This window comes from Micromonospora sp. NPDC049171, from assembly GCF_040648275.1.
Classification (GTDB): Bacteria; Actinomycetota; Actinomycetes; order Mycobacteriales; family Micromonosporaceae; genus Micromonospora.
Window position 1 is genome coordinate 188,964 of record NZ_JBEZDJ010000003.1, and the last position, 23,951, is coordinate 212,914.

4 protein-coding genes are annotated in these 23,951 nt (G+C 75.2%); all 4 read right to left on the reverse strand.

Translation table 11 applies throughout. The features are described 5' to 3' along the window. Positions 1-2: 2 nt before the first annotated feature. Positions 3-14,702, reverse strand: a complete 14,700-nt coding sequence (locus tag AB0B14_RS05450) for a type I polyketide synthase (RefSeq protein WP_357521471.1) — start codon at positions 14,700-14,702, stop codon at positions 3-5. Between the two features lie 152 nt (positions 14,703-14,854). Beyond that, positions 14,855-15,253 (reverse strand): nuclear transport factor 2 family protein, encoded by a 399-nt coding sequence (locus tag AB0B14_RS05455; RefSeq protein WP_357064895.1) that lies wholly within the window; start codon positions 15,251-15,253, stop codon positions 14,855-14,857. 127 nt (positions 15,254-15,380) lie between these two features. Beyond that, positions 15,381-18,227 (reverse strand): AAA family ATPase, encoded by a 2,847-nt coding sequence (locus AB0B14_RS05460; RefSeq protein ID WP_357521473.1) that lies wholly within the window; start codon positions 18,225-18,227, stop codon positions 15,381-15,383. 448 nt (positions 18,228-18,675) lie between these two features. Continuing rightward, positions 18,676-23,919, reverse strand: coding sequence for a type I polyketide synthase (locus AB0B14_RS05465; RefSeq protein WP_357521475.1), 5,244 nt, complete (start codon positions 23,917-23,919; stop codon positions 18,676-18,678). Positions 23,920-23,951 lie beyond the last annotated feature (32 nt).

Below are 23,951 nucleotides of genomic sequence, written 5' to 3' on the forward strand. Positions count from 1 at the left end.
GCTCAGCGCTCGAGGTCGTCGGCGAACTGCACGAGGGCGTCGAGGTCCATGTCGTCGATGCTGATGTCGTCGACCCGGTCGCGGGCGGCGAGCGTGATCGCGGGTTCCGTGGTGGTGACGGCCCGGCCGGCCAGGTGCAGCAGGGTGTCCAGCACCCCGGCGTCGCGGAGGCGGCCGATCGGGATGTCCGCGAGCGCCCGCCGGATCTCGTCGTCGCCGTTCGTGGCCGGCGCCGGCGCCAACTCGGCGAGCAGGTGCCGGGCGAGCGCGTCGGGGGTCGGGAAGTCGAAGATCAGGGTGGCGGGCAGCCGCAGCCCGGCGTCGGCGGCGATGCGGTTGCGCAGTTCGACAGCCATCAGCGAGTCGAAGCCCTGCTCCATGAAACCGATCTGCGGATCCACCCGGTGCGCGGCGTCGTGGCCGAGGACACCTGCCGCGTACGTGCGGACGGTGCCGACCATCCAGTCCGGCCGGCGGTCGAACGGGATCGCGGCGAGCTGCCGGGGCAGGGCCGGCTCGGATCCGGCCGCGGCGGCCGTGGCCCGGCGGGTGGCCGTCGGCACCAGGCCGCGCAGCACGGCCGGCACGGTCTGCTCGCGCAGCGCCGCCAGGTCGAGCCGCACCGGGACGACGTGCGCCCGGTCCCCGCGCACCGCCGCGTCGAACAGCGCCAGCGCGTTCGGCACGGGCAGCGGCCGGATGCCGGAGCGGGCCCCGCGGGCGAGGTCGGCCGCGCCCAGGGCGCCGGTGATGCCGCTGGCCGGTTCCCACAGCCCCCAGGACAGCGAGACGGCGGGCAGCCCGGCGGCCCGCCGGTGCGCCGCCAGCCCGTCCAGCAGGGTGTTGGCCGCGGCGTAGTTGGCCTGCCCGGCGTTGCCGAGAATCCCGGACAGCGACGAGAACAGCGCGAACGTCGCCGGGCGCAGTGGCCGGGTCAGCTCGTGCAGGTGGATCGCCGCGTCGGCCTTGGCGTGCAGCACCCGGTCGAGCCGGTCCGGGGTGAGCGCCTCCACGACGCCGTCGTCGACCACACCGGCGGCGTGCACCACACCGGTCAACGGGTTGTCCGGCGAGAACCGGGTCAGCACCGCGGCGAGGGCCGTGCGGTCGCCGGCGTCGCAGGCCACCACGTCGGCGTGCGTGGCTCCGGCGTCGCGGAGTTCGGCGGCGAGGTCGCCGCTCGGGTCGCCGGTGCGGCTCAGGAGCAGCAGGCGGCGTACGCCGTGGGCGGTGACCAGGTGGCGGGCGAGGAGCCGGCCGAGGGTGCCGGTGCCGCCGGTGACCAGGACGGTGCCCTCCGGGTCGAACGGCACGACGCCGGCCGGCTCGGCGGCCGGGGTCACCCGGTGCAGCGCCGGGGTGAGCAGCGCGCCGCCGCGCAGGACGGCCTGCGGGTGACCGGCGGCGAGCGCGGCGGCCAGGGTGGCCCGGGAGGCGGTGTCCCCGTCGGTGTCCAGCAGCGCGAACCGGCCGGGGTGCTCGGTCTGCGCGGAGCGCACGAGCCCCCAGGCGGCGGCACCGGCCAGGTCGGTGACGTCCTCGCCGGCGGTGGAGATCGCGCCGCGGGTGACGACGACGAGGGTGGCGCCGTCGTAGCTGGGCTCGGCGAGCCACTGCCGGACGTCGGCGAGCAACTGCCGGGTGACCCGGTGGACGGCGTCGTCGGCCCCGGCGTCGTCCGGCCCGTGCCCGGGCACGGTGCGGATGACTGTCGCCGGCACCGCCCCGCCGGTCGCCACCTGCCGGGCCAGGGACTCGAGGTGGGCGTACTCCTGGACCCCCGGGAGCGAGCTGAGGTCGTGCAGGAGGCCGAGGCCACCCGGGTCGAGAACCGCCCACTCGTCGCCGGGCCGGGCCCCGCCGGGCCGGTCGACGCCGGCCACGCGTTCCCAGCCGAGCTCGTAGAGCGGCTCCGACGCGGCGTCACCGGACAGCGGCCGGGAGGTGAGGGCGTCCACGGTGAGCACCGGCATGCCGGCCGGGTCGGTCAGGGTCAGGGTCACGGTGTCCGGCTGGGGCCGGGTCATGCGTACCCGAACGGTCGTGGCGCCGGACGCGTGCAGCGAGACACCGCTGTACGCGAAGGGCAACTGCACCCGGCCGTCCGCCGGGTCGCCGAGCAGGGCGGGGTGCAGGGCCACGTCGAGCAGGGCCGGGTGCACGCCGAAGCCGGCCGCGTCGGTGGTCTCGGCCAGGACGGCCTCGGCGAGGAACTCGTCGCCGTGCCGCCACGCCGCGGTCAGGCCCCGGAACGCGGGCCCGTACGCGTATCCCCGCTCGGCCAGCGCCGGGTAGAAGGTGGTCAGGTCGACGGGTTCGGCACCGGCCGGTGGCCAGGCCTGGTCCGGCGCGGCGACCGGGGCGTCGGTGTCGGTGGTCATCCGGCCGGTGGCGTGCAGCGTCCACGGCTCGGCACCGGCGTCGGCGCGCGAATGGATGCGGACGTTCCGCTCGCCGTCGACGGTCACCTGCACCTGCAGCCCGCCCACGTCCGGCAGCACCATCGGCGTCTGCAACATCAGCTCGTCGATCCGACCGGCGGCCACCTGGTCACCGGCCCGGATCGCCATCTCCACCATCGCCGTTCCCGGCACCAGCACCCGGCCGGAGACCTCGTGGTCGGCCAGCCACGGCTGCTCGGACCGGCTCACCCGCCCGGTCAGCAGCGCACCGCCACCGCCGGCCATGGTCACCGCGGCACCCAGCAGCGGATGTCCCGCCGCGTCCAGCCCGAGCGCCGCGGCGCCGTCCGTTCCGACGGCCGACCCGGGCAGCCCGGACAGCCAGTACCGCTGGCGCTGGAACGCATAGGTCGGCAGGTCCACGACCCGGCCGGTGCCGCCGTTCACGGCGACCCAGTCCACCGGCACACCCTGGGTCCACGCCTGGCCGACCGCCTCCAGGGTGGACACGCTCTCGTCGCGGTCCGCGGCGCACAACGCGATCACCGCCAGATCCGGCGGGGCGGTGGTCCCGCCACCGCCCGCGATCCCCAGGTAGGCGCGCATCGCGGGCAGGGCCGGGGCCGCATCGGTGAGCCACTGACGGCCGGTCCAGTACGCCGGATCCGACCACTCGCCGGCCGCCGCGCGGACAACCGGAAGCGCCGTACGGTGGAAGGTCAGCTCCGCGGCCGCCGCGCCCTGGGACGCGACCAACCGGGCGGCGTCGGCAAGCGAGAGCACCCCGCTCACGTGCGCCGCCGCGACCTCGCCCACACCGTGCCCGGCCAGCACCGAAGGCCGCACACCCCAGGACTCCAGCAGCCGGAACAGCGCCACCTCGAAGACGAACAACGCCTGCTGCGCGACGTCCGTGCGGGACAGGGCTTCGGCGTCGTCGCCCCACGCGTCCTCGGCCGTCGACCGGCCCGTCACCGCGTCCATCGCCGCGCACGCCTCGTCCCAGGCCGCCCGGAAGGCCGGGAACGTCGCCGCCAGCGACCGGCCCATCCCGAGACGCTCCGAACCCTGACCGGCGAACAGGAAACCCACCCCGTCCGGGCCGGCCGTCGGCACGGCGCCGGAGACCTCACCACGATCGGGACCGACCAGGACCGAGCGGTACGCGAACTCCTGCCGGGTCGTCGCCAGCGAGAACCCGACGTCGGTGGCGGACAGCCCGGTGACCTCGCGCAGACGGTCCACCTGGCCGCGCAGCGCCTCCGGTGAGCGGGCCGACACCGGCCAGGCCACCAACGGCGGCTCGGGCGTCGCGGCGTCCAACTCCTCGGCCTGCTCCTCGATCGGCGCCGCTTCCAGCACCACGTGCGCGTTCGTGCCACTGATGCCGAACGCGGAGACCGCCGCGCGCCGGGGGCGGCCGGTGCGCGGCCACGGCCGGGGCGCGGTCAGCAGCTCGATCCGGCCGGACTCCCAGTCCACCTCCGGCGACGGCTCGTCGACGTGCAGCGTCTGCGGCAGCCACCCGTGCTGGAGGCAGAGCACGGTCTTGATGACTCCGGCGATGCCCGCCGCGGCCTGGGGGTGGCCGATGTTCGACTTGAGCGACCCGAGATACAGCGGGTCGGCGGCGCGATCCTGCCCGTACGTGGCCAGCAGCGCCTGCGCCTCGATCGGGTCGCCCAGCGTGGTGCCGGTGCCGTGTGCCTCGACCGCGTCCACGTCCGCCGAGGTGAGCCCGGCGTTGGCCAGGGCCTGCCGGATCACCCGCTGCTGCGACAGCCCGTTGGGGGCGCTGAGGCCGTTGGACGCGCCGTCCTGGTTGGTGGCGGAGGCGCGGATGACGGCGAGCACCCGGTGGGAGTTGCGGCGGGCGTCGGAGAGCCGTTCGAGCATCACCACGCCGACGCCCTCGGCCATGCCGATGCCGCCCGCGTCGGACGAGAAGGTGCGGCAGCGGCCGTCGCGGGAGAGCCCGCTCTGGCGGCTGAGCCCGATGATGCCCTGGGGGGTGGACATCACGGCGACCCCGCCGGCCAGGGCGAGCGAACACTCGCCGTGCCGCAGCGCCTGTGCGGCCAGGTGCAGCGCGACGAGCGACGACGAGCAGGCGGTGTCCACGGTGATCGCCGGGCCTTCGAGGCCGAACGTGTAGGCGATCCGACCGGAGACGACGCTGGTGTGCCCGCCGGTGAGCAGGTGTCCCTCGTACCCGTCCGGGACACGGCCGACCGAGGAGCGGTAGTCGGAGGGGTTCGAGCCGATGAACGTGCCGGTGGCGCTGCCCTTCAGCGTGGCCGGGGCGATGCCGGCCCGCTCCATCGCCTCCCACGACACCTCCAGCACAAGCCGCTGCTGCGGGTCCATGGCGGTGGCCTCGCGCGGCGCGACACCGAAGAATCCGGCGTCGAAGCCGGCGGCGTCGGCCAGGAAGCCGCCGTCGCGGGAGTACGTCTTGCCGGTGGCAGCCGGGTCGGGGTCGAAGAGGCCGTCCACGTCCCAGCCGCGGTCGCGGGGGAACGGGGTGATCGCGTCCCGACCCTCGGTGAGCAGCTGCCACAGCTCCTCCGGGGAGCTGACGTCACCGGGCAGCCGGCAGGCCATGCCGATGATGGCGATCGGTTCTGCGCTGTCCACGGTGACCGGCGCCACGGCGACCTGATCGGCCCCGTCGGCGCCGAAGCAGCGCTCGTGCAGGTGGGCGGCGAGCGCGGCCGGCGTCGGGTAGTCGAAGGTGAGGGTGGCGGGCAGCCGCAGCCCGGTCGCGGCGCCGAGACGGTTGCGCAGGTCGACGGAGGTGAGCGAATCGAACCCGAGGTCGCGGAAGACGCGCTCGGGCGGCACGTCGGTGTCGGCGCCGTGACCGAGCACGGCCGCGGCCTGGGCGCGGACCAGGTCGGTGAGCTCGCGGTCGCGGTCGGCCGGCGACATGCCCCGCAGGCGGGCGAGCAGCGCGGAGGTGTCCCGGTCGTTGCCTTCCGGTGGCTCGGCCTCGGTCAGCGCCTCCGGGATCTCGGCCAGCAGCGGGCTGGGCCGCGACGCGGTGAACAGCGTGGTGAACGTGGGCCAGTCCACGTCGGCGACGGCGACGCTGGTCTCGTCGCGGTCGAGGATCTGCCGCAGCGCGACGCAGGCCGCGTCCGGGTCGAGCAGCGGCAGGCCCTGCGCCCGGGCCCGGTCGGTGATGGTCTTGCGGTCGGCGGCGCTGAGGCTGTCCCAGTCGTTGTACGCGTCCCAGATGCCCCACGCGATCGAGGTGGCCGGGAAGCCGTCCGCCCGGCGGCGCTCGGCGAGGGCGTCGAGGTGGGCGTTGGCGGCGGCGTACGCGGCGTGGTTGCCGCTGCCCCAGAGCGCCGCGATCGACGAGAAGAGCACGAACGCGTCGACGCCGTCGTGCCGCAGCAGCGCGTCGAGGTGGTCGGCGCCGGTCGCCTTGGCGGCGAGCACGGCGGCCAGGTGCTCGGGGGTGGCGTCCGCGACGGCGGCGAGTTCGGCGTGCACGGCGGCGTGCATGACGGTCCGGACCGGGTCGCCGTCGGCGTCGAGCCGGGCGAGCAGCGCGGCGACGGACTCGCGGTCGGCGACGTCGCAGGCGGCGACGGTGACCCGGACACCCAGCGCGGTGAGTTCGCGTTGGAGGTCGTCGGCGCCGGGGGCGGCACCGCCGCGGCGGCTGGTGAGCACCAGGTGCCGGGCGCCCTCGTGGGCGAGCCAGCGGGCGATGCGGGCGCCGAGCGCGCCGAGGCCGCCGGTGATCAGGACGGTGCCCTCGGGGTCCCAGCGAGCTGGGGCGGACGCGCCGGAGAGCGGGTCACGCACCATCCGGCGGGCGAGGACGCCGGTGTCCCGGACGGCGACCTGGTCCTCGCCGCCGTCGGCGAGGATGCCGCAGATCCGCCGGGTGACGCGGCCGTCCACGGTGGCGGGCACATCGATGAGCCCGCCCCAGAGTGCGGTGTCCTCCAGGGCGGCCACCCGTCCGAGCCCCCAGGTCTGCGCCTGTACCGGGCTGGTCGGATGGTCGTCGCCGCCGGTTCCGGCCGCACCCCGGGTGAGGGCCCAGACGGGTGCGGCGGCGCCGATCGAGCGCAGTGCCCGAAGGAGGGCGAGGGCACCGGCCAGGCCGGTGGGCACGGCCGGGTGGCCGGGCAGCGGGCGCTCGTCGAGGGCCCAGAGGGAGAGCACGCCGTGTGGCTGGGGCGCGTCGGTCAGGGCGTCGCGCAGGCGTCCGGCGAGGGTGTCGGGGTCGGTGTCGGCCGCCTCGACGACGAGCCGGACGGTACGCGCGCCACGGGCCTCGATCGCGCCGGTGACCGTGTCGGCGAGGTCGTCGGTGAGGTTGCCGGGGACCAGCACCAGCCAGGTGCCGGACAGCACCGGCACCGCGCTGACCGGGACCGGCCGCCACTCGACGCGGTAGCGCCACGAGTCGATCGTGGTGTCCGTACGGCGGCGGCGACGCCACCCGGACAGCGCCGGCAGCACCCGTTCGAGGTCGTCGCGCCCGGCGCGTAGGGAATCGGCGAGCGATTCGAGATCCTCGCGGTCGACGGCCTCCCAGAACCGCGCCTCCACCTCGTCGGTGCCGGTCACCGCGGCGCCGGCCGCGTCCGCCTGGAGCCAGTAACGGCTGCGCTGGAAGGCGTAGGTGGGCAGCTCCACCTGCGGTGCGCCGCCGAACAACGCGTCGAACCGGACCGGGATGCCGTAGGCGTGCGCCTCGCCGAGACTGGTGACGAACCGCCGCGCTCCGCCGTCACCACGCCGCAACGATCCGACCGCCTCCGGAATGCCGATGGTCAGCACCGGATGCGAGCTGCACTCCACGAACGTGTCGAACCCGTCCGCCCGCAACACCTCGACCGTCCCCGCGAACTCCACGGTCTGCCGCAGGTTCTGGAACCAGTACTCCCCGTCCATGGTCGACGTGTCGACCACCGACGCGGAGACTGTCGAGTACAACGGGATCCGCGACCGCTGCGGCTCGATCCCGGCGAGCGCGTCGATCAGCTCGGCACGCAGCACCTCGACGTGCGGCGAGTGCGACGCGTAGTCCACCTTGACCGGCCAGACCCGGACCCCGGCCTGTTCCCAACCGGCGACCAGCGCGTCGACTCCGGCCGGATCGCCGGAGACCACGACGGATTCCGCCGCGTTCACGGCCGCGATCGCGACACCCTCCGGCAGCACCGTCCGCACCCGCTCGGGTGGCAACGCCACCGCCGCCATCGCGCCCTTGCCGGCCAACCGGGAAGCGATCACCTGGCTGCGCAGGCCGACCACCCGGGCACCGTCTTCGAGCGACAGCGCGCCCGCGACCACCGCCGCGGCGATCTCCCCCTGCGAGTGGCCGACCACCGCCGCCGGTGTGACACCGAACGACTCCCACAACCGGGCGAGGGACACCATCACCGCCCACGACGCCGGCTGCACCACATCCACCCGCGACAGGTCACCCGCGAGCTCGGTGAGCAGATCCCAACCCACCACCGGCCGCAACGCCTCGGCACACTCCGCCAACGCATCCGCGAAGACCGGGAACACCCCGGCCAGTTCCACGCCCATCCCGGCCCACTGCGCGCCCTGACCGGGGAACACGAACACCGGACGGCCCGGCGAGGCCGCGTGCACCACCCCCGACACGCTCGGGGTGCCGGCCTCGATCGCCGCCAGGCCGGCGAGCAGCTCGGTCGGGGTGGCGCCGACCACCACCGCGCGGTGTTCCAGCGCGGCCCGGGTACGGACGAGCGACGCGCCGACGGCGGCCGGGTCGAGCTCGGTGGCGTGCGCCCGCAGCCGGGCGGCCTGGGCGCGCAGGGCCTGTGGGTCGCGGGCGGACAGCACCCACGGCAGCACGCCGTCGCCGATCGCCGGCGGACCGGCGGGCGCCGGACGGGCGGCCTCGGGGCCCGGGAACTCCAGCACCACGTGGGCGTTTGTGCCGCTGGCGCCGAAGCCGGAGACGGCAGCACGGCGGGGCGCGCCGGTCTCCGGCCACGGCAGTGCCTCGGTGAGCAGGGTGACGTCCCCGGCGTCCCAGTCGATCCGGGACGAGGGCGCGTCCACGTGCAGCGTCCGCGGCAGCTGGCCGTGCCGCATCGCCATGACCATCTTGATCACGCCACCGACGCCGGCCGCGGCCTGGGCGTGACCGATGTTCGACTTGAGCGAGCCGAGGTACAGCGGGCGGTCTCCGGTGCGCTCCTGCCCGTACGTGGCCAGCAGCGCCTGCGCCTCGATCGGGTCACCAAGCGTGGTACCCGTGCCGTGCGCCTCCACCGCGTCCACCTCGGCAGCGGACAGACCCGCATCGGCCAACGCCTCCCGGATCACCCGCTGCTGCGACGGACCGTTCGGCGCGGTCAACCCGTTCGACGCACCATCCTGGTTCACCGCCGAACCCCGCACCACCGCCAACACCCGATGCCCGTTACGCCGCGCGTCAGAAAGCCGCTCCACCAGCAGCACACCGACACCCTCGGCCCAGCCGGTGCCGTCCGCCGCGTCGGCGAACGGCTTGCAGCGCCCGTCCGTGGCGAGCCCCTGTTGGCGGCTGAACTCGGCGAACACGGTCGGGCTGGACATCACCGTGACCCCGCCGGCCAGGGCCATGTCGCATTCGCCCTGCCGCAGCGACCGGACGGCCAGGTGCAGCGCGACGAGCGAGGACGAGCACGCGGTGTCCACGGTGACCGCCGGGCCCTCCAGGCCCAGGGTGTACGCGACCCGGCCGGACGCGACGCTGGCCGAGGTGCCGGTCGCCAGGTAGCCCTCGACGCCCGCGGGCAGCCGGGTCACCCGGCTTGCGTAGTCGTGGTACATCACGCCGGCGAACACGCCGGTACGGGTGCCGTGCAGCGTCGCCGGGTCGAGGCCGGCCCCCTCGACGGCTTCCCACGACGTCTCCAGCAGCAACCGCTGCTGCGGGTCCATGGCCAGCGCCTCCCGTGGGGAGATGCCGAAGAACCCGGCGTCGAAGTCGGCCGCGTCGTGCAGGAAGCCACCCTCCCGGACGTACGAGGTGCTGACGCCCCCGTTCGCGGCGAACAGCGCGTCGAGGTCCCACCCACGGTTTGCCGGGAACGCGCCGACCACGTCGGCGCCGTCCGCGACGACCTGCCACAGGTCGTCCGGCGAGCCCACCCCGCCGGGGAACCGGCAGGCCATGCCGACGATCGCGATCGGCTCGTCGGTGGCCGCCGCCGGGACCGCGCGGGCGCCGGCCGGCGGGGCGGAACCCTCGCCGAGCACGTTGACCAGGTGGGCGGCCAGCCGGGCCGGGGTGGGGTGGTCGAAGACGGTGGTGGCGGCCAGCCGGATCCCGGCGGCGGCGTTGAGCCTGTTGCGCAGCTCGACCGCGGCGAGCGAGTCGAAGCCCAGGTCCCGGAACGACCGGTCGGGCGGCACCGCCCCGACGGAGTCGTTGCCGATGACGGTGCTCGCGTGCCGGCGCACCAGGTCGAGCGCGGCGAGGTCACGCTGGTCGGCCGGGAGGGCGTGGAAGCGGCGGCCGAACTCGGAGTCGGCGGCGGCGCGGCGGCCCCCGGCGGCGCGGCGACGAGCGGCCGGCACCAGGTCGGCCAGCAGCGGAGACACGGCGTCGCCCGCCTCGCGCATCGCCGCCAGGTCGAGGCGGGCGGCGAGAACCGCCGCCGGTCCGGCGGTCAGCGCCGCGTCGAGCAGCGCCAGGCCGTCCGCCGTGGACATCGGGGCGATGCCGGTACGCGCCAACCGGCGCCGGTCGCCCTCCGCGAGGTGGCTGGTCAGGCCACTGGCCTCGGCCCAGTAACCCCAGGCGATCGATACCGCGGGCAGCCCCTGGTCGCGGCGGTGGGCGGCGAGGGCGTCGAGGTAGGCGTTCGCCGCGGCGTAGTTCGCCTGCCCGGCGGTGCCGAGCGTCCCGGCCGCCGACGAGAACAGCACGAACGCGGCAAGTGGCGCGTCGGCGGTCAGCTCGTGCAGGTGCGCGGCCGCGTCCGCCTTGGGGCGCAGCACACCGGTGATCCGGTCGATGGTCAGGGCGGGCAGGACGCCGTCGTCGAGCGCGCCGGCCGTGTGCACGACGGCGGTGAGCGGATGCCCCGGGTCGACCAGGCGCAGCGCGGCGGCGAGCGCGTCCCGGTCGGCGACGTCGCAGGCCACGATGTCGACGTGCGCACCCCGGGCGGACAGGTCTTCGACGAGGCCGGCGGCACCCGGCGCGTCCGGGCCGGTGCGGCTGAGCAGCAGCAGGCGCCGGATGCCGTGCGCGTCGACGAGGTGGCGGGCGACGAGCGCGCCGAGGGTGCCGGTGCCCCCGGTGACGAGCACGGTGCCGGACACGTCGAGCGGGTCACCGCTTCCCGGTGGCACCGGCGACAGGCGCGGGGCGTGCGGTACGCCGTCGCGCACGGACAGTTGCGGTTCGGCGCAGGCGAGGGCGGCCCCGATACCGGGCAGGCTCGGATCGGCGGGTCCGGCGTCGAGTTCCAGCAGCGCGAACCGGCCGGGCTGTTCGGTCTGCGCGGACCGGATCAGCCCCCACACGGCGGCGTGGCCGAGGTCGCCGCGGCGGGTGACGAACGTCAACCGGCTGCGCGCGTGGCGCTCGTCGGCGAGCCAGTTCTGGGCGAGCGTCAGCGCGTGGGCGGCGGCCCGGTGCGGGCCGGCGTCGGCGGGCATCTCGGCGAGGACCACGTCGGCGGCGGGCCCCTCGTCGGCGGGCCCGGTCGCGCCGGCCGGCAGGACCGCGACGCTGGGCGCGTCGACGCCGGTGAGCGCGGGGACCGGCACCCATTCGGTGTGCAGGAGTGTGCCGGCGGACGCCTGCGGTGCGGCGCCCGGTGCGCGCAGCGCGAGCGACTCCACGGTGGCCACCGGCTCGCCGTCCGCGTCGGCCAGCCGCACCGTGACGGTGCCGTCGCCGGTCGGGGTGACGTGCACGCGTACCGTCTCGGCGCCGGTGGCGTGCAGGGTGACACCACTCCAGGCGAACGGCAGCCGCAGCCCGTCCGAGTCGCCGGACGGGAGCAGCACGGTGTGCAGGGCGGCGTCCAGCAGCGCGGGGTGCAGGCCGAAGCCGTCCGGCCGGTTGCCGTCGGGCAGCGTGGCCTCGGCGTAGACGGTGTCGCCGTCGGTCCAGGCGGCGGTGAGCCCCTGGAAGGCCGGGCCGTACCGGTAGCCACGGTCGAGCAGGCCGGGGTAGAAGTCGTCGAGCGGGACGGGCTGGGCCCCGGCCGGCGGCCAGGCGCGCAGGTCGAACCCGGGCGCGACGGTGGACGGGATGAGGGTGCCACTGGCGTAGCAGATCCAGGCCGCTGTCTCGTCGGCGGCGCGGCGGCCGTGCACGGTGACGGCACGCCGGCCGCCGGATTCGGCCGCGCCCACCGCGATCTGCACGTCGACACCCGCGCGGGCGGGGATCTCGAGGGGCGTGTGCAGGGTGAGGTCCTCGACGACCGGGCTGCCGATCTCGTCGCCGGCCCGGGTGGCCAGTTCCACGAAGGCGGCGCCGGGAAACAGCACGCGCCCGTCGACGGCGTGGTCGGCGAGCCACGGGTGGGTGGCCAGCGAGACCCGGCCGGTGAGCAGCGCGCCGTCGGCTCCGGCGAGGCGGACGGCGGCGGTGAGCAGCGGGTGGCCGGCACCGCCCGGTCCGCCGGGGGTGGGACGCAGCCAGTAGCGCTCCCCGCCGAAGGGGTAGGTGGGCAGGTCGATGATCGGGCCGTCGCCGATCAGCCGGGCGAAGTCGACAGGCACCCCGGCGACGAAGGCGTCCCCCAGGCTGGTCAGGAACCGGTGGGCGCCACCGTCGTCGCGGCGCAGGGAGCCGATGCCGGTGGTCAGCACCGGGTGCGAGCTGCACTCGATGAGCGTGTCGAACCCGCCCGCCCGCAACACCTCGACCGTGGACGCGAACTCCACGGTCTGCCGCAGATTCCGGTACCAGTACGCCGCATCCATCGTCTCGGTGTCGAGCACACCCCCGGTCACCGTCGAGTAGAAGGGCACCGCCGACGCGCGCGGAGTGATCGTCCGCAGCGCGTCCAGAAGCTCGTCGCGGAGCACCTCCACCTGCGGTGAGTGCGAGGCATAGTCCACCGCGACGCGGCGCACCCACACCTGCGCGGCCTCCCAACGCGTCACCAGGGCGTCGATCTCGCCCGGGTCGCCGGAGATCACCACCGAGGTGGGGCCGTTGACGGCGGCGACCGCGACACCGCCGGTCAGCGCGGCCCGCACCTCGTCCACCGGCAGGCCGATCGCGGCCATCGCGCCCCGGCCGGCGAGCCGCGCCGCGATCACCTGGCTGCGCAGGCCGACGATCCGGGCGCCGTCGGCGAGCGACAGTGCGCCGGCGACCACGGCGGCGGCGATCTCACCCTGCGAGTGGCCGACGACCGCGGCGGGGGTCACCCCGAAGGACTCCCACAGCCGGGCCAGGGACACCATGACCGCCCAGGACGCCGGCTGCACCACCTCCACCCGCGACAGGTCCCCGGCCAGCTCGGTGTGCAGATCCCAGCCCACCACGGGTCGCAGAGCCTCGGCACACCCGGCCAGCGACTCCGCGAACACCGGGAAGGAGGACGCCAGCTCCAGACCCATGCCGGCCCACTGCGCGCCCTGGCCGGGGAACACGAACACCGGACGCGCGGCCGACTCGGCCACCCCGTCGCCGGGCACGATCGAGCCCAGGCCGGCGACCAGGTCCTCGCCGGTCGACGCCACCACGACCGCGCGGTGACCCAGCAGGGCCCGGGTACGGAGCAGGGACCGGGCCACCGTGGCCGGGTCGGCGTCCGCCGTCGAATCGCGCAGCCGCCGGGCCACCGCGAGCAGCGCCTCCGGGCTGTCGGCGCTGAGCACGAACGGCAGTGGCGTGCGGGCCGGGGTGGAAGGGTCCTCCGCGTCGGCGGGCTCATCGGCCTGCTCCAGGACGATGTGGGCGTTGGTGCCGCTGATGCCGAACGACGAGACCCCGGATCGCCGGGGCTCGCCGGTCTCCGGCCACGACCGCGCCTCGGTCAGCAGCGACACGCCGCCGGACTCCCAGTCCACATGGGAAGACGGAGGGTCGGCGTGCAGCGTGCGCGGGAGCGTGCCGTGCCGCATCGCCATGACCATCTTGATCACACCGGCCACACCGGCGGCCGCCTGGGTGTGCCCGATGTTCGACTTGACCGACCCGAGCCACAGCGGGCGGCCCGGCTCGCGGCCCTGCCCGTACGTGGCCAGCAGCGCCTGCGCCTCGATCGGGTCGCCGAGCCGGGTGCCGGTGCCGTGCGCCTCCACCGCGTCGACCTGCGCCGGGGTGAGTCCCGCGTCGGCCAGCGCGCGGCGGATGACGTCCTCCTGGGCCTCGTCGTTCGGCGCGGTCAGGCCGTTCGACGCGCCGTCCTGGTTGACCGCCGAGCCGCGGATCACGGCCAGGACCTGGTTGCCCTGCCGGCGCGCCTCGGAGAGCCGTTGCAGCAGCAGCATGCCGACGCCCTCAGCCGGTCCGAAACCGTCCGCGGCGTCGCCGAAGGCCCGGCATCGGCCGTCGGCGGACAGGCCCTGCTGGCGGCTCAGGCTGACGATCCAGTTCGGTGCGGCCATCACCGTGACACCGCCGGCCAGCGCCATCTCGCACTCGCCGTGCCGCAGCGCCCGGACCGCGAGGTGCAACGCGACAAGCGACGACGAGCAGGCCGTGTCCACGGTCACGGCCGGGCCGCGCAGCCCGAAGGTGTACGCGATCCGGCCGGACAGCACGCTTGTGGTGTTGCCGACCGCGAGGTATCCCTCGAGGTCCTCGGCGGCCGGGTCGCCGTGCCGCGGCGCGTACTCCTGGGGGGCCGCGCCGACGAACACGCCGACGTTCCCGCCGTGCAGCGCGGTGGGGGCCACCCCGGCGCGCTCCAGCGTCTCCCACGACGTCTCCAGCAGCAGCCGCTGCTGCGGGTCCATCGCCAGTGCCTCGCGCGGCGAGATGCGGAACAGCCCGGCGTCGAACCTGGCGGCGTCGTCCAGGAAGCCGCCGCCGCGCAGGTAACTCTTGCCACCGGCCAGCGGATCCGGGTCGTACAGCCCGTCGAGATCCCAGCCCCGGTCGCCGGGCAGCGCCGAGATGCCCTCCGCGCCGTCCGCCAGCAGCTGCCAGAGCTGCTCGGGCGAGCCGACGCCGCCGGGGTACCGGCAGCCCATGCCGACGATCGCGATCGGCTCCCGCCGGCGCTCCTCGGACGCGGTCAGCCGCTGCCGGGTCTGGCGCAGGTCGGCGGTGACGCGCTTGAGGTAATCGCGGAGCTTGTCTTCGTCGGCACTCGTGGCAGGCATGAACGCAACTCCCGGACGATGGGTGTGGGTGACTCGCGGGTAGCGCCGAGCCGGCGTGGAGTCGGTGTGCATTGATCCTGGGCTGGGGCGGCGGTCACCACCTCGGGGACGGCCCCCGGCCGCCACCCCAGCCTTCGTCGCCCCGGGTTTGCTCAGCCGGCGACCGGGGTCACGTCGGTGGCGCCCCAGTAGGCGTGCATGGCCTCGATGGTGCCGTCCCGCCCCACCTCGAACGTGGACACGACGTTGACCGAGAGCCGGGAACCGGCCGGGCCCTGCGGGTTGTTGATGGTGGCGGTCAGCGGGATCGCGACGCTGCGCTCGTCCTGGGCGCCGGTGGGCACGCCGGGCACGTCCTTGGTGCCGAAGTCGTGCACCAGTCGGTGGAAGTAGGCGCGCAGCCCTTCCTCGCCGCTGACCAGCGGGATGCCCACCGGGTCGGCGATCACCGCGTCCGGCGAGAAGAGCTTCATCAGTCCGTCGATGTCGCCGGCGTTGACTCGCTCGAAGTATTCGAGCACCACCGCCTTGCGCTGAGCATCATCCGGCACGGTGTCCTCCTGGATCTGGTCGGTGAGATGTCCGTGCCAGTCTGGGAGGGCCCGGTGTTCGGGCGGCTCGGGTCGGGCCCCAGCCAGGGCCCCAGGGTTTGCCCCCGGGGCCCCGGGCCCGGCCGGGTCAGGTACGCGCCAGCGCGTCGCGCAGTTCCTCGCGCGACGTGATGCCGAGTTTGCGGTACGCCTGGCTGAGGTGCCACTCGACGGTCTTGACGGTGACGAACAGGATCCGGGCGATCTCCCGGTTGCGTTTGCCCTCGGCGGCGAGCAGCGCCACCCGGTGCTCGCGCGGGCTCAGGCCGGCGAGCCCGGTACGGGCCGACTCGCGGACCCGGACACCCATCGTGGCGAGCTGCTGGCGGGCCTTCTTGGCAAGCACCCGGGCGCCGGTCGCCTCGGCGATGTCGTTCGCCGTCCGCAGCCGGACCCGGGCCCGCTGCGACTCCCCCGCCCCACGCAGCGCGATGCCGAGCTGGATCAGCACCGTGCACTCGTCGATCAGCGCGCCGGTGCCCTCCAGCAGGGTCGCCGCCTCTTCGAGCAGGTCGAGTTGCCGGCCGTCGGTGACGGTCCGGGCGTACGCGCCGAGGGCGGCGCCGATGACCCGGTCCTCACCGAACGCGCGCGCCGCGGTCAGGTGACGGTGCGCGAGGCGGCGGGCCTCGTCGCGGCGGCCCAGGTCGGCCAGCGCCTCGACGGCGGGCACCGACGGGCTGAACGCCGGGCAGCGGGCACCCCAGTCCTCCAGCAGCTCGTGGGTGCGGAGCAGGTCGAGGGCGCCGGCCTCGGCCAGGTTCTGCGCGATGTGGAACCGGCCGCGGGCCAACATCAGCGGCAGGAACAGCACCTGGTGCGGGATCTCGGCGCTCATCCCGTACCGCTTGAACGCGTCCACCGCGCCGCTTGTCTGGTTGCGCAGCAACAGCAGTTCGGTGAGCGCGAGCACGGCGAACGGGCGGCCCAGCGCCGGCAGGTCGTCGGGCGTCGCGCCGGCCAGCACGCCGGTGGCGTCACCGTCGGCCTCGGCGAGCATGCCGCGGTTGAGGTGCACGTACGCGCGAAGCGATCGCAGGTCGTCGGACGCCAGGCCCAGGCGCAGTCCCTCGGCCCGCTGGATGGCGTCGTCGAGCACCGCGCCCGCCTCCGACAGCCGGCCGCAGCAGTACAGGCACAACGCGATCAACCAGGCGGCCTGGGCGCCGCCGTCGGGTTCGCGGACAAGCGGGCCCTGCAGCAACGCGTCCTCGCAGAGCGGGATGACGTTGGTGGCCGGTTCGCCGTTGAACAGCGCTTCGAACGCCTGCTGTGCGCGCAGCAGCGCCAGCGCGCCCACCGCCGCGTCCGCGCCCGCGTCGCCGAACTCAGCGAGCGCGCTCTCCGCGACCGGTCGGGTCGCCGAGGTCAGCTGGGCGATCTTGATGATCTCGGCATGCAGTCGGTTGGCCAGCTCGGGGTGCTGGTCCTGAGCCTCCAGCCGGACGCCCTGGAGAACGTCCAGGGCCTCCTTGTAGCGGACCGCGGCGGTGAGCGCGCCGCTGAGGTTCAGGGCGATGGACGCGCGGGCGGCGGTCTCGACCGTCAGGTCCAGGGCCTGGGTCAGGTGCTCGACCGCGCCGGCGTCCCGGGCGCGGTGTTCGGCCTCGCCGAGGTGGGCGAGCAGCCGGGGCAGCATCTCGGCCGACACGGCCTCCTGCTCGGCCCGGCGGAACAACGCCACCGCGAGCGTGAAGTCGCCGAGCCGCAGCGCGCGTTGCCCGGCCGCGATGAGCACCTCGGCGACCCGGCTGTCGTTGGACGGCGGAGCGTGCAGCAGGTGCTCGGCGACCTGCTCGGGCGGCGCGCCGCTGCTGGCCAGCGTGCGCGCCGCGCTGGTATGTGCTCGGTAGCGGGTGGTGCGGGGCATGTGCTCGTAGACCGCGTTGCGCACGATCGGGTGCACGTAGCGTAGGTGGGTGTCGGACTCCACCACGCCGATGTCGATCAGCACGCTGGCCGCCTCGGCGACCTCGTGGCGGGACAGGCCGGTCACGCCGGCGAGCTGGTCGAAGTCCCCGGAGTTGCCGAGCACCGCCAGGCCACGGGCGAGGGTGGTGGCGTTGTCCACGTGCTCCTGGGAAGCGCGCTGCACCCAGCGGTGCACGACCCGGGCCACGTTGCGTGGGCCGGCCCGGGCCACCAGGGCGGGACTCAGCGGCCGCTCGGCGCCGCTCTCCGCCCGGATCTCGCTGATCAGCTCGTGCAGGAAGAACGGGTTGCCGCCGGTGGCCTGGTGGCAGACCCGGACCAGGGCGTCGTCGGGCAGGAAACCCAGGGCCGAGGCGAGCACCTCGCGGACGCCCTCCTCGCTGAGCACGCCGACCGGCAGCAGGTGCACGGCGGGTGACGTCACGAACGCGTGCGTGACGTCGACGTTGTAGCCGCGGTCGACCGATGCCGTGGTCGCCACGCACAGGATCGACTGCTGCTCGAGCCGACCCTCGATGTAGTGCAGGAAGCGCAGCGACGGGCCGTCGGCCCAGTGGATGTCGTCGAGAAGGAGCAGCAGCGGCTGGCGGTCGGCGAGGTTGACGAGCATCCGGTAGAGCCCACGCAGCACCGACTGTTCACGCGCCGGGTCGTCACTGTGCGGCTCGCCGCTGTGCGGGCCGGGCGTCGTCTGGTGGTGGAACAGTGGCGCGGCGAGCGCGGCCGCGCCGGTGAACACCGCGGCGCGTTCTTCCTCGGTCATCGACGAGAGGTGGTACTCCAGGAGCTGCCGGACGACGCCGTACGGAAATCCGGTCTCGAACTCGCTGCCGCGCGCCTGGAGGATCGCGAAGCCCTCGACCCCGCCACGGTCCTTGACCGCCTTGAGAAGGGCGGTCTTGCCGGTGCCGAAGTATCCCTCGACCAGGACGAGCGCACCGGCGTTGCGGTGGCAGGCCTGGAAGGCGTCGTCCACGACCCGGAGCTGGTGTTGTCGCTCCACCACTAGTGTACTGTCGGTTCGCAACTTGATTCTCGTTTGCGTCACTGAGGACCCCCCGTTCCCGTTAGCAACACTCACAGACGGGCCGTCGGGCGAAGCGGCGCTCGTTGCTCTCCCAGAGGACCACCGGCTGCGTCTGCGGCATCCCCCCGGATGAAAGCTCGACCACGCCCTTCGCCGTCGACTCCATGATGCGCAAGACCCTCGTCGATGGACACCCCTATAGGGGTGTGGTGAATAGGGGTGCCGGAGCACACGTTTTGACCCGGGATCACGGATCACCGGGCCTGGCTAGGGGGTCACTTCATGAAGCCCGCAGGCTCGTTACCAATCGTTTACACAATGGACGGTGCGGCGACAGAAGCGGCCGCCTGACGGTGGTTCCCGGTTCCGGTGAACTGCCGGCGCGGCTCCGCGCGGGGACGGGCGCGTGGGTCGGCCGGCCCGGTCACCGGAGGTCGAGTTCGTCCGCGGCGAACAGCCCGAACATCTCGCGGTCCGGTTCGTCGCGACCGGCTCGCCGGGACCGCGGCAGCAGGGTGCGCAGGTGGTCGGCCAGCTCGGCTGGGGTCGGGTGGTCGAAGACCGCGGCCGGTGGGAGCCGGATGCCGGTCGCGGCGACGAGGTGGTTGCGCAGTTCCACCGCGGCGAGCGAATCGAACCCGGCCTCCCGGAAGGACCGACCGGCCAGGATGTCGCCGGCCGACCCGTGTCCGAGGACCGTGGACGCACTCCCCCGCACCACCTCCAGCAGGACGCGCCGGCGTTCACTCTCGGACAGCGCCGTCAGGCGTTGCGCCAGCGCGGGTCCACCGGCCGCACCGGCGGCGCGACGCATCGGAGCGCGGACCAGGGACCGCAGCAGCGAGGGCGCGCCGCCCTCGGCCGCCCGGAGGGCCGCCAGGTCCAGCCGTACCGGCACCACCGTGCTCGCGTCCATCCCCAGTGCCGCGTCGAACAGCGCCAAGGCGTCCTCGGTGGACAGGTCCCGCATTCCCGCGCGGCCGAGCCGGGCCCGGTCGCCCGCGTCCAGCCCGCCGGTCATGCCACTGGTCTCGGCCCACAGGCCCCACGCCAGCGACAGGGCGGGCCGGCCGCGCTCCCGGCGGCGGGCCGCCAGGCCGTCGAGGAAGGCGTTGGCCGCGGCGTAGGCGCCCTGACCGGCGGTGGGCAGGACGCCCGCGACGGACGAGAACAGCACGAACGCCGACAGGTCCAGCCCGGCGGTCAGTTCGTCCAACGCGACCGCCGCGTCGGCCTTCGGCGCCAGTACCCGCTCCAACTGCTCGTCGGTGATCATGGTGACGGTCGCGTCGTCGACCACACCGGCGAGGTGGACCACGGCGCGTAACGGCGCGTCTGCGGGGACGGCGGCGAGCAGCGCGGCCAGCGCGCCCCGGTCGGTGACGTCGCAGGTCACCACGTCCACCCTCGCCCCGAGGTCGGCGAGTTCCGCGGCCCACCCGGCGGTGTCACCGGCGGTCGGGCCGCGCCGACCGGTGACCAGCAGCCGCCGCACCCCGTGGCGGGTCACCAGGTGGCGGACCAGCCGCCGGCCCAGCGTGCCGGTGCCCCCGGTGACCAGGACCGTGCCCGTCGCGGACCCGAGGAGAGTGGCGGCGCGCGTCGGGTGTGCCCGGACCAGGCGCGGTACGAGTGCCTCGCCGTCGCGGAGCACGAGGTGGTCCTCACCGGCGGCGGCCGCGAGCGCGACGGCGTCCAGGATCGGAGTCTCCCGACCGAGTCGGTCACCGGTCACCAGCAGGAACCGGCCCGGATGCTCGGCCTGCGCGGAACGCACCAGCCCCTCGGCCGCGGCGTGGGCGGGCAGACCCGCACGCGTGACGACCGCGAGCCGCATACCGGCGTGGTATTCCTCCTCCAGCAGCCAGCTGCGGATCAGCGCCAGAGCCTGCCGTACCGCGCCCCGCGCGTCCGCTCGCGGATCGAGCGCGGCGACGGCCACCCCCGGCGGTCCGGCGGGATCCGCCGCGGCCGGCGGAGAAACCAGGGCGCGCGGGCCGAGCGGGGGCAGCGGTACGGCGCGCCGGACGTCGACCGGCCGGCCGGACACGGGCACCTCCGCCACGACGAACAACGCGTCGCGCCCGGGCCACGCCTCGCTCGCGTCCCCCGCGGGTGGCGGCCGCAGCGTCAGCCCCTCGATGGCCGCGACCGGGTCGCCGGACTCGTCGGCAACGGTTACCGACACCGTCCCGGCGACCGCCGGGGCGAGCCGCACCCGCAGCACGGTCGCGCCTGTCGCGTACACCTCGGCGCCTTCGAAGGCGAAGGGCAGCACGCCTGCGCCGCCGGTGGGCACCAGGCCGGTCAGGACGATCGGGTGCAGCGCGGCATCCAGCAGGGCGGGCTGCACCAGCCAGCCGGTCGCGTCGACGCCGTCCGGCAGGGCCACCTCGGCGAACACCTCGTCGCCGCGCCGCCAGGCGGCCCGCAGGCCCCGGAAGGCCGGCCCGTACCGCAGGCCGGCGCCCGCGAGGCGGGCATAGCAGCCGGTCAGGTCGAGCGGATCGGCATCCGGTGGCGGCCAGATCGGGAGCCCGGGACCGGGCACGTCGGCCGGGGCGAGCACGCCGGACGCGTGGCGGGTCCAGGGCCCGCCCGCGGCCGGGCCGGGCCGGGCGTACACCTCCACCCGGCGCCGCCCGGCGTCGTCCGCCTCGCGCACGACGACCTGGACGTCCATCCCGTCGCCGTCGACCAGCACCAGCGGGGTGTGCAGGAGAAGTTCGTCGAGCCGGTCGCAACCGGCCTCGTGGCCCGCCCGCAGGGCCATGTCCAGCAGGGCCGTGCCCGGCAGCACCACCCGCTCACCCACCCGGTGGTCGGCCAGCCACGGCCAGGTGGCCACCGACAGCCGTCCGGTGCGGACCGTGCCCCGGCCGTCGGCAAGCTCCACCGCCGGGCCGGACAGCGGGTGGCCGGTATCCGGGGCCGGGCCACGCGCGGACGGCCGGAGCCAGAACCGCTCGCGCCGAAAGGGGTAGGTCGGCAGGTCCACCCGCTGACCACCCGGGCAGAGCGCCGCCCAGTCCACCTCGATCCCGGAGGTCCAGGCCCGGGCCAGACCCTCCACGACGACTACCGGCTCCGGGCGTCCCGGGCGGCCGAGCGGGCAGAGCACCACCTCGTCCGGGCTTGTCAGGGTGTCGGCGGCCAGCCCGGACAGCACGCCGTCCGGGCCGACCTCCATCAGGTGGCGGATGCCGGCACCCTCCAGCGCCCGGACGGCGTCGGCGAAACGCACCCCCTCGCGGGCGTGCCGCAGCCAGTAGCCGACCGAGGTGAGGTCACCGGGCCCGGCGCGACGGCCGGTCACCGTGGACACCACCGCCAACCGTGGCTCCCGGAACGTGAGTCCGGACAGCACGGCGCGGAAGCCGGCAAGCATCGGCTCGACCAGCGGCGAGTGAAAGGCGTGGCTGACCCGCAACCGGCGGGTCCGTACCCCGTGGCCGGCGAAGTGCCCGGCGAGGTCGGTCACCGCCCGCTCGGTGCCGGAGACCACGACCGCCGCCGGGCCGTTGACCGCGGCGATGCCGGCGTCGCCCGCGCGGCCGGCCAGCGCCGCCAGCACCTCGGCCTCCCCGGCGGCGACGGCCAGCATGGCGCCGGCCTCCGGGAGCTCCTGCATCAGCCGTCCCCGGGCCGCCACCAGCGCGCAGGCGTCCGGCAGGTCGAGGACGCCGGCGACGTGCGCCACCGCGATCTCCCCCACCGAATGGCCCACCATCAGGTCCGGGCGGATCCCGCAGGACGCGAGCAGACGGAAGAGCGCCACCTGGTAGGCGAACAGCACCGGCTGGGCCCACTCGGTCCGGCGGAGCGCCCGCTCGTCCGCACCGAAGGCGACCTCGTCCAGCCGGCCGGGAAGCATGCCGTCCAGCACGTCACGCGTCTCGGCCCAGGCCGCCGCGAACTCCGGGAAGGCCGCGTACAGCTCAGCGCCCATGCCGGGTCGTTGCGCGCCCTGGCCGGCGAAGAGCAGACCCAGGCTGGTCCCGACGCCGCGGGTCACGGAGCGGACCACCCCGGCCCGCGGGGCGCCGGAGACGACAGCTTCGAGCCCGGCGCTCAACTCCGCCCGTGAGTGCCCGGCCACGACGGCCCGGTGCTCCAGTGGCGTCCGGGTGCGGGCCAGCGACCAGGCGACGTCCACCGGCCGCGCGGCGGCGCAGGGTTCCCCGGCGGACCCCAGCAGGGCCGCGGCCCGGTCGCGCAGCGCGTCCGCGTCACGCGCCGACAACACCCAGGGTACGACGACGGGCTCGGCCGGCTCCGGTCCGTGGTCCGCCCGGGGAACGCCGGCGACGTCCTCGATGATGACGTGGGCGTTGGTGCCGCTGATGCCGAACGACGAGACGCCCGCCCGCCGTCCCCGGTCGGTGCCCGGCCAGGGCTGGTCCCGGGCGAGCAGCCGCAGCCCGCCGGTCCAGTCGATGTGCGGCGAGGGGGTGTCCGCGTGCAGGGTCCGGGGCAGCAGGCCGTGCCGCATGGCCATGACCAGCTTGATGACCCCGGCCACACCCGCGGCGGCCTGGGTGTGGCCGATGTTGGGCTTCACCGTGCCGATCAGCAACGGCCGGTCCACGGGACGGTCCCGGCCGTAGGTGGCGGTCAGCGCCTGTGCCTCGATGACGTCGCCCAGCCTGGTGCCGGTGCCGTGGGCCTCCACCACGTCCACGTCGGCGGCGGCCACCCCGGCGTCGGCCAGCGCCTGCCGGATGACCTGTTCCTGCGCCTCGTCGTTGGGGGCGGTCAGGCCGTTGGACGCGCCGTCCTGATTGACCGCAGAGCCCTTCACCACGGCGAGCACCGGATGCCCGTGCCGCCGCGCGTCGGTCAGCCGTTCCAGCAGCAGCAGCCCCGCGCCCTCGGCCGGGCCGAAGCCGTCGGCCGTCGCGGCGAACGCCTTGCACCTGCCGTCCGCCGCCACCGCCTGCTGCCGGCTGAGGCCGACGAGCCAGTTCGGGGTGGACATGACGGTGACCCCGCCGGCCAGCGCCATCGTGCACTCGCCGCGCCGCAGCGCCTGCACGGCGAGATGCAGCGCCACCAGGGACGAGGAACAGGCCGTGTCCACGGTGATCGCCGGGCCGCGCAGCCCGAACGTGTAGGCGATCCGGCCGGACAGCACGCTCGTGGTGTTCCCGACGGCCAGGTAGCCGTCCAGGTCCCGGCCGGCCGGATCACCGAACCGCGGCGCGTACTCCTGGGGGGCGGCGCCGACGAAGACGCCGGCCGTCTCGCCGCGCAGGTCTCCAGCGGGCAGACCGGCGCGTTCGAACGCCTCCCACGCCACCTCCAGCAGCAACCGCTGCTGCGGGTCCATGGCGAGCGCCTCGCGTGGCGAGATGCCGAACAGCCCGGCGTCGAACCCGGCGACGTCGTGGAGAAACCCGCCGGCGCGCAGATAGCTCGTCCCGGGCCGCAACGGGTCGGCGTCGTACAACGCGTCGAGGTCCCAGCCGCGGTCGGCGGGCAGCGGCGAGATCGCCTCCCGGCCGCCGGCGACCAGGTTCCACAGTTCCTCGGGTGAGCTGACTCCGCCGGGGAACCGGCAGGCCATCGCGACGACGGCGACCGGCTCCCGCAGGCGCTGCCTGGTCTGACGCAGATCAGCGGTGGCCAGCCGGAGGTACTGGCGCAACTGTTGTTCGCTGGCGGACACGACGGGACTCCCCAGGGGCGGAGGCGGGGCGG